Origin of the sequence: Schlesneria sp., from assembly GCF_036405755.1 — a bacterium.
GTDB classification, from domain to species: domain Bacteria; phylum Planctomycetota; class Planctomycetia; order Planctomycetales; family Planctomycetaceae; genus Schlesneria; species Schlesneria sphaerica.
Genome location: NZ_DASWWZ010000706.1, coordinates 1 through 7,049 on the forward strand (window position 1 = coordinate 1; position 7,049 = coordinate 7,049).

Consider the following 7,049-nt stretch of genomic DNA (forward strand, 5'->3'; position numbering starts at 1 on the left):
CGAACCTGAACGCCTCGGCACTGGACTCACTTCCTGAAGATGCCTGGATTGTTCTTTACGACCTGTCCGAGATTGTCATGGAAGGGGGGCGATACCTTGACCGGATGTCGGAACCTCGCGGCCTCTTCAGCGTTGCATCGACCTTGGAACGATGCACCCGACGGCCCTATGTGACGATCGCTCCCTTGCTTGCAGAAACCACGTCCCCAACCTGCCATTTACAGGTCGAATCGATCGAGCGCATAGGGGGAATCAAAGGTGAAGCACTCAAGTCGCTGGTCGAAGTCCTGAGGGACGACGAGTCGGTGCTGATTGCCTGCCATAACGAAGCCGCACGGACGCGATTGAGCGAACTGCTGACCGAGGTCTTCCCTGACCCGGCCACCGTCGAGGCTCAATCCTCGTCCGATGAGGGCGCTGCGGGACGTGGTACCACAGAAAGGGATCCAGCGTTACCCCCCTCCCCTCATGCGGAACCACAAAGTCCTGCTTCCAGGAAGAAAGGGACAGACGAGAAACCATCCATCGCCAGAGAGTCCACGCCGATCAGCCGCGCAAAAATGGATAATGCGGCCGGCGGAGGCTTGAAGAGGTTTTTGCGCAACGCGGCGAAAGAGGCCGCGCCCGCAACCGCCAGCGACAAGAGTAACACGGAAGCGGCGCCCGCTCAGAAAACACCTTCCAACCATACAAAGTCCTACATTCCGGAACTGAGTGCCACGAGCCTGGCCGCAGATCCGATCAGCACTCATCCGATTCTTTCGCGGATCCGTCTTTGCGTCGGTCATGTAGGCCGCGGGTTTCGACTGCGATCAGATCACCTGATCGTGCTGGGTGACAATGAACTGTTTGGCCGGTCAGAAGTCCGACGTACCACGAAGAAAAGCAAAATCGAATCGCGAGCGATCGACAGTTTCCTCGATCTCAGCCCCGGAGATCTGGTCGTACATCTCTCGCACGGGATCGCCCGTTTCCGGGGAATGGAGATTCAGCAGAAGGGAGATCACACCGAGGACCATCTGGCACTGGAGTTCGGTGGCGGCGTAAAAATGTACGTCCCGGTCTCGCTGATCCATCTGGTTCAGAAATACATCGGCGGTGGGAAAGCTTCACCTGAACTTTCGAAACTTGGAGGATCCAGCTGGGCGACCAAGAAGAAACGCGTCGCAGAAGCGGTCTGCGACATGGCTGCCGATATGATCAAGTTGCAGGCCGAACGTGACATGAAGCCGGGCCTGCAATGTCCGCCCGACAGTCACTGGGTCGAAGAGTTCGATGCAGCCTTCCCTTACACCGAAACCGTGGACCAGTTGCTGGCGATATCAGATCTGAAGAAAGACATGGAGCAGTTACGCCCCATGGATCGACTGATCTGCGGTGACGTCGGTTATGGCAAGACCGAAGTCGCCATGCGCGCGGCCTTCAAAGCCGTCGATGCCGGCCGTCAGGTCGCGATCCTGGTTCCCACAACTGTCCTCTGTGAACAGCACTTCCGCAGTTTCAGCGAGCGAATGGCCGAGTTTCCGGTCAACATTGCGTCACTCAATCGTTTCAAGTCTGCCAAAGAAGTCCGCGATACCCTGGCCGGCCTCGCGGATGGCACGATCGACATCTGCATTGGCACCCATCGCCTGGTCAGCAAAGACGTCCGCTTCAAAGATCTGGGGTTGCTGATCATCGATGAAGAACAGCGGTTCGGCGTTGAGGTCAAAGAACTGCTCAAGCATCTGCGACTGGAAGTCGATGTGCTGACCCTCTCCGCGACCCCGATTCCGCGCACACTGCATATGTCACTGGTCGGCGTGCGAGACATCTCGAGCCTGGAAACCCCTCCTCAAGACCGGCAGGCGGTCGAAACCCATATCTGCCGCTGGGATCGGGAATTGATCCGGTCTGCGATCGTTCGTGAACTGAACCGTGACGGACAGATCTACTTCGTTCACAATCGCATTTACAACATCGAATCGATTGCAGATCAGATCCGCAGCATCGTCCCCGAAGCCAAAGTCGACATCGTTCATGGGCAGATGAGCGAAGATCCGATGGAACTGGCGATGTGGAAGTTCGTCCAGGGTGAGACTGACGTTCTCGTCGCGACCACGATCATCGAAAGTGGACTGGATATCCCGAACGCGAACACGATCTTCATTCATCAGGCCAACAACTACGGCCTCGCAGAACTGCATCAGCTACGCGGTCGCGTCGGTCGATATAAGCACCGGGCTTACTGCTATCTGGTACTGGAAGAGGGAAAGACCCTGACACCTCAGGCTTCGCGAAGACTGAAAGCGATCGAAGAATTCAGCGAACTGGGGGCCGGTTTCAAAATCGCCATGCGCGATCTGGAAATCCGCGGTGCGGGAAACATTCTTGGAACCGAGCAATCCGGACACATCGCCTCTGTTGGTTATGAGCTCTACTGTCAGTTGCTGGAAAACGCGGTTCGTGCAGCCAAACGACAGCCGCTGCGTGAACACCGACACGTGGAAGTGAATCTCCCTGTTACCGCATTCCTTCCGTCCGAGTACATCCCCGAGGGGCGTCCCAAGATCGAGATGTACCGCAAGTTTTCGACCGTTGCGACGCTGGAACTGCTGGAAGAACTGAAGACCGAACTTCGCGACCGATATGGGCCGTTGCCCGAGCCCGTAGAAAAGATGATTCAGATCCGCGAACTGCAAATCCTGGCAGTCCAGTGGCAGATCGATGACATTCATCTGGAGCCGGGGTACGTCGTCTTCGGCTACCGTAATCCGAAAAAAATCGCCAAGCTGGCACGACTGAGCTTCGACCCCATCCGCATCGTGGACGAACGCGAGGCCTGTCTCGTGCTGCCGCCCAAGCCACCTGAACCGGAAGAACTGCTCGGGCTTCTCAAGCGAGTCCTTCAGTCGGAACTCCCCAAGTTCGCGGACAAAGGCTACCACAGCGACTGATCCCTGGACGAACAGCCACGCACGACTAATCGAGACTTTCCAGGTCGTAGACCTGGAAAGTCTCGTTTTTGTAGGCGGGGGTCAGTTCCATCGGCCCCAGTCGGTCCGTCAGCAGGTGCGTCGCACCGGTCCGGGCTCGCAGATCCTTGAGTTCTGTGTTCGAGTACAGTCCATCCGCGTAGTTTTCTTCAAACCACTTCTGCAGGAAGTTCAGCCGGCGATTCCACTCGACGATCCCCGCGGCATCCTGTGGACAGTCCTTGAACGAAACATATTCCGCGCGACGTGCAAACCACTTGAATGCCCATCCGTTACTGGGCGATAGAACCAACGCCTCCTGCCTGAGATGGGTGTCGATCCAGCCACAGGCATCCAGCCAGTCGTGGCGATTCTCGCGCGAGTAGCGGTTCTGGTCCGTCCGGGAATGGGCCAGCAAGGCGGCTCCCAGAAAGCAAACCAGCAGCAGCCACTGCGGTTTCCAGATCAGACACGCAAGACCGGGTGAGCGTGGTGCCACCAGCAGAGTTCGTTCAAGCACACTGACCAGACTGATGCTGAAAGCAACGGGCAACAACACGTCTGCCAGCCGAAAGGGATAGAATTTCAGCAGGTTCATTCGTTCGGCAAAGTACGGCATCAGTTTCGCCGGACGAGGTCCCCAGCCGATCAGAATGCCGACGAACGCGAAGACGACCGCCCACAGCACGATTCCATCCAGGCGGATTTTCGCCAAGGTACGCCCACCCCACGCCAGGCTGCAGCCCCAAAGAATCAGCAGAATTGCGTAGCCCACATACGACTGGGCGGAAAACATCATCGGATCAAGATGATGGGCGAGGCGGAAATAGACCTGCAGGTAAGTCCCGGCGTAACGCGTCTGGGCCGGTACCGTTTCGGTCAACAAACGGAAGACCGGGATCAGTCCCGGTAGCGAGACAACCGTGAAGATGGCTACTGCAATCCACGCCTGACGGGCTGAGTGGCCCGTCCCCGCCGAGGCCTGCGGATTTCCCATTTCCGCCGCAGCGGCATCTTGCCGCTGATAAAGCAAGCTGGACGTGAATGACCGGCGGTACCGGCGGGAATCCATCACGATACTGACGATGCGACTCAACGCATGCGCCAGAACACCCCAGACACCGACGACAGGATGAAAACTGATCGCCAGGCCCGCCCAGAGAGCCGCGCGTCGAGGTCGCTGCTGAAGCGTCTCAGCAAAGGCCAGCAGCAGGAACCCATAGCAGGGAACTTTTCCCTCTACGCCGCCAACAAGCCACTCACCCGAAAAATTGCCGATCGAGGCCAGAGTCAGATAGACCCAGGCGACCCACAGACAGGACCACTGCGAGCAGAAGATTAGCGAGAGGCTTCGCGTCCAGCCCAGGGCGAGCAGAAAATAGACGATGCCCCGCCCCGCCCACGCCGCCTGATCCAGCGAGAGAACCTGGGTCAATGCCCCGATCGTCGCATAGAACACCGTATGAGCATTCGGAGAGGTTAGAAAGAAATCCGGTGCACACCAGTCGGGCTGCCAGTAATGCAGTGATTTGCAAAGATAATGAGGCTCGTTCGCGCCGGGAACCGGCGCGGCCAGAGCGCTATAAAGAAGAAATGTTGCCCATACTGCGATGAGTACGGGCCACATTGGTTTTTTGTGCGCTACACTCATGACTGGCGGGCAATCAGACATCGGCTAAAACCCTAGGCGGGCCATTCGCCGATGATACGGCAAGACACAGGCGATGACCGCTTCACCGCTCACGAAACGCGGTGGCCGGTTGCAACGACGACAGGCAACCTGCGGAATGAGACTGATACTCGTCACCGAATCGACAGGACACAGTCGATTCAGAGGGGCGCAGATCGCGATGGCCAGGTCTGCGGCAGAGTCCAGGACCGCATCCGCAAGCAGGATTATTTCTTCTTCTTGGTAGCGGCCTTCTTCAGGGCGCTCTTCTTGGCAACAGCCTTTTCGGCTTTTACGGCCGTCTTCTCAACCTTGGCAGCAGCGACCTTCTTGGCAGGTGCAGCCTTCTTTGTCGCTGTGCCACCGAAAATACGGTCATAGTTCTCCCAGAACTTTGGTGTTGTACCAGTACGAACAATTGGACCGCCCATTAAATACTCCTCGTATGATGAATCAAGATTGCGGCCGGCATCCCGCGATAGGTTGATAACATTGCCGTAGAACAGTTTGCGCTATCAGACGCGCGACGATTCTTCAATCGATAGACTCGACTGTCAAGCGAACCGCGCGTTGTTCACTTGAAATTACTCAGCTCGTTCGACCGATTCCGGTGTCCCCAGCTTCAGCGGGATCGTAATCCGTCTCCCTTCGCGTACGATTGTCAGCATCACTCCATCACCCGGTTGCTTCCCTTCGATGTACCCGAGGAAATCGTCGGCAGTCACGACTTTCTGATCATCAATGGCCACGATCAGATCTGCGGCCGATCGATCTTCGCGGTTCAATGTAAAGGGACCTCGCCGCGTCTTGGTAATCTTGGGACCACGTAATCCTGCTCGCTCGGCCGGCCCGTTGGGTCGCATCTCGGCGATCAAGAGACCCTTCTCGGTTTGATAGACTTTATCAATCCCACTTTCCGGTCGGATGACCCGCCCATTCTTGAGAAGTTGCGGAACCACTCGCGAGATCAGGCTGACAGGAATTGCAAAACCGACTCCCGAACTTTGCCCCGATGTCGTGGCAATGGCCGTGTTGATCCCAATCAAACGTCCGTGTGAATCGAGCAAAGGCCCCCCCGAACTTCCCGGATTGATGGCCGCATCAATCTGGATGATCGATTTGATCTTCCAGTTCCCGTGGATCTGCAGAGACCGATTGAGGCTCGAGATGATTCCCGTGGTAAGCGTTCGCTCGAGACCAAAGGGATTCCCCAGGGCAAAGACCCGCATGCCGACGCGCAGGACGCGTGAATCCCCGAACTGCACGGGAAATAACTCACCTTCGATGTTCTCGATCTGGATCACGGCCAGATCATTTAGTGGGTCTGCCCCGATCATGGTTGCCGTGTAGCTGGTTCCGTCGTAAAGGGTCACATTGATTTCACGAGCCCCTGTCACGACGTGGTAGTTCGTAAGGATATGTCCTTCGTGATCGATGATCGCTCCCGAGCCTGTCCCCTCGGAGTGTTCGGTCAGTAAGAGTCGCTCGGTCTTCACCGATTTGGCGGTGATGTTAACGACGCTTCGATTGACCGCTTCGTAGACGGCAACAGAGATCGCCTCTTCAGGAGAGAAGCCATCTTCGTCGTAGATTCGCGAGGTACTCGGGCGGACTCGCTCGACAGGAGATTCCATCCGCGTTCGCCGATCTTGTGCCGTCAATACCCCGTCCACAGGCCCTTGAGTCATCCAGATTGTAAACAGACTTGCCAGCACGGCGGATAACAGACAGCCCAGAAAAAACCGCATGATGCACCTCGTTGATCTGGCGAATGACTGAAGAGACCTGCGAGTCTGTTGCCATCCCGGCGGCACACTTCAGTGCGCGCCCGCCAGCACTCTCAATACTGATGGATTGAAACATTCCGAAACTCGCCCGCCCGCCAATGTTCTCGACAGGCAATCACGGTTCGTCCTGACATCTGGTGATACCCTCGAATGAATCCACGAAGCAGACTGCCGTAACCCTGCGCCGTCCCGTTCGTCACTCACCGGATCACAGGTTCCGCTTGCATCTGACCAGACGCAAACACTCCATCATGCCATCCTGTGATACTCCGTGGTGTTCTAGGAGAAAACGGACAACAGCGGAAGATGAAGTCACACCGGAACCGTTTCCAGCGCGACCAGAACCGACTGCCGCTGGAGTTTGCCACTTACCGTTCACTCGAAAGTCCGTCGTCCAGACCAGATCTGGCTCTGGAAATTGGGGGACGGACAGAGCACTCCTCATCCCCCGCGCCGAGTTGTTACCCGTTACCCGGCGCCGAGTTGAAAATGCGATCAGCCAGGGCCAGCGCGCACTCGGCGGCGAATAGGTAAGATGGGGTAACTTGCGCCAGGGGCTTCATCATCATACCTTGATGCGATTGTTTGCGACAAGAAGCGAGCTGCGGCATTGAGGTGGATCATGGCGAAGAAAGACTC

4 protein-coding genes are annotated in these 7,049 nt (G+C 56.9%); 1 reads left to right on the forward strand and 3 read right to left on the reverse strand.

Features of this window, described 5'->3' with window-relative positions:
- Positions 1-2,936: transcription-repair coupling factor (gene mfd / locus VGE80_RS23310; RefSeq protein WP_440594324.1), on the forward strand; the 2,936-nt coding region annotated here is incomplete at its 5' end.
- 25 nt (positions 2,937-2,961) lie between these two features.
- Here the strand turns inward: mfd and VGE80_RS23315 are convergent.
- From VGE80_RS23315 to VGE80_RS23325, 3 genes are all read right to left on the reverse strand, one after another.
- A complete protein-coding gene (locus tag VGE80_RS23315; RefSeq protein WP_440594325.1) occupies positions 2,962-4,581 on the reverse strand; it encodes a DUF6798 domain-containing protein in 1,620 nt (539 codons plus the stop codon).
- 269 nt (positions 4,582-4,850) lie between these two features.
- Positions 4,851-5,054, reverse strand: coding sequence for an RNA polymerase subunit sigma (locus VGE80_RS23320; protein ID WP_373653442.1), 204 nt, complete (start codon positions 5,052-5,054; stop codon positions 4,851-4,853).
- A 153-nt stretch (positions 5,055-5,207) separates the two neighbouring features.
- Positions 5,208-6,371, reverse strand: a complete 1,164-nt coding sequence (locus tag VGE80_RS23325) for a S1C family serine protease (protein WP_397568938.1) — start codon at positions 6,369-6,371, stop codon at positions 5,208-5,210.
- Between the last annotated feature and the right edge of the window lie 678 nt (positions 6,372-7,049).

What these genes read in the sequence shown, in the direction of transcription:
- VGE80_RS23320 (WP_373653442.1), bottom strand. Translation starts at nt 5,054, where the DNA reads ATGGGCGGTCCAATTGTTCGTACTGGTACAACACCAAAGTTCTGGGAG.
- VGE80_RS23325 (WP_397568938.1), bottom strand. Translation starts at nt 6,371, where the DNA reads ATGCGGTTTTTTCTGGGCTGTCTGTTATCCGCCGTGCTGGCAAGTCTG.
- VGE80_RS23315 (WP_440594325.1), bottom strand. Translation starts at nt 4,581, where the DNA reads ATGTGGCCCGTACTCATCGCAGTATGGGCAACATTTCTTCTTTATAGC.